The organism is Streptomyces sp. SID3212 (genome assembly GCF_009865405.1).
In the GTDB taxonomy this organism is placed as follows: domain Bacteria; phylum Actinomycetota; class Actinomycetes; order Streptomycetales; family Streptomycetaceae; genus Streptomyces.
On the sequence record NZ_WWJY01000231.1, the window covers coordinates 1 to 1,353 of the forward strand.

Sequence of the window (1,353 nt, forward strand, 5' to 3'; positions counted from 1 at the left end):
GCCGCCGGTACGGCCGCGACCGCGGCCCGCCGACGTACCGCGCTTGCGCTCGGAGACGGGCGCGGTGATGACGACGGGGACACCGGACGGCGCCTGCGCGCCGGTGATACGGCTCAGCTCGGCCTCGCCGGAGCGCACCTGGGTGATCTGCGGGGTGATGCCCGCGTCGGCCATCAGGCGGGTCATCTCACGGCGCTGGTTCGGCAGCACCAGGGTGACGACACTGCCGGACTCACCGGCGCGGGCGGTACGGCCGCCGCGGTGCAGGTAGTCCTTGTGGTCGCTGGGCGGGTCCACGTTGACGACCAGGTCGAGGTCGTCGACGTGGATGCCACGGGCGGCGACGTTGGTCGCCACCAGCACGGTGACGTGGCCCGTCTTGAACTGGGCGAGCGTACGGGTGCGCTGCGGCTGGGACTTGCCGCCGTGCAGCGCGGCGGCGCGCACGCCGCTGTTCAGCAGGTGCTCGGTGAGCCGGTCGACGGCGTGCTTGGTGTCCAGGAACATCAGCACCCGGCCCTCACGGGCCGCGATCTCCGTCGTGGTGGCGTACTTGTCGGCGCCGTGCACGTGGAAGACGTGGTGTTCCATCGTGGTGACCGTGCCGACCGAGGCGTCGACCGAGTGGACGACCGGGTCGTGCAGGTAGCGGCGGACCAGCAGGTCGACGTTGCGGTCGAGGGTGGCCGAGAACAGCATCCGCTGTCCGTCGGGGCGCACCTGGTCGAGCAGCGCGGTGACCTGGGGCATGAAGCCCATGTCGGTCATCTGGTCGGCCTCGTCGAGGACCGTGATGGCGACCCGGTCCAGACGGCAGTCGCCGCGGTCGATCAGGTCCTTGAGGCGGCCCGGGGTGGCGACGACGATCTCGGCGCCGCCGCGCAGCGCGCCGGCCTGGCGGCCGATCGACATGCCGCCGACGACCGTGGCGAGGCGCAGGCGCAGCGACCGGGCGTACGGGGTGAGCGCGTCGGTGACCTGCTGGGCCAGCTCGCGGGTGGGGACGAGGACCAGGGCGAGCGGCTGCTTCGCCTCGGCGCGCTGTCCCGCCGTACGGACGAGCATGGCCAGGCCGAAGGCGAGGGTCTTGCCGGAGCCGGTACGGCCCCGGCCCAGGACGTCCCGTCCCGCCAGCGAGTTCGGCAGCGTGGCGGCCTGGATGGGGAAGGGCTCGTTCATGCCGAGGCTGGTGAGCATGTCCGTCAGCGCGGACGGCATGTCCAGCTCCGCGAAGCTCGTCACGGCGGGCAGCGCCGGGGTGAGGGTGACCGGCAGGGCGAACTCGCCCTGGACGGCGGAGGGGCGGCGCCCGTAGGAGCCACCGGAGCCGCCGTTGCGGCTCGAACCGCCGGA

At 73.1% G+C, this 1,353-nt stretch carries 1 protein-coding gene; it reads right to left on the reverse strand.

Annotated elements, in window-relative coordinates:
* The coding region (locus tag GT042_RS06790) for a DEAD/DEAH box helicase (RefSeq protein WP_161307800.1) at nucleotides 1–1,353 on the reverse strand (1,353 nt) is incomplete at both ends.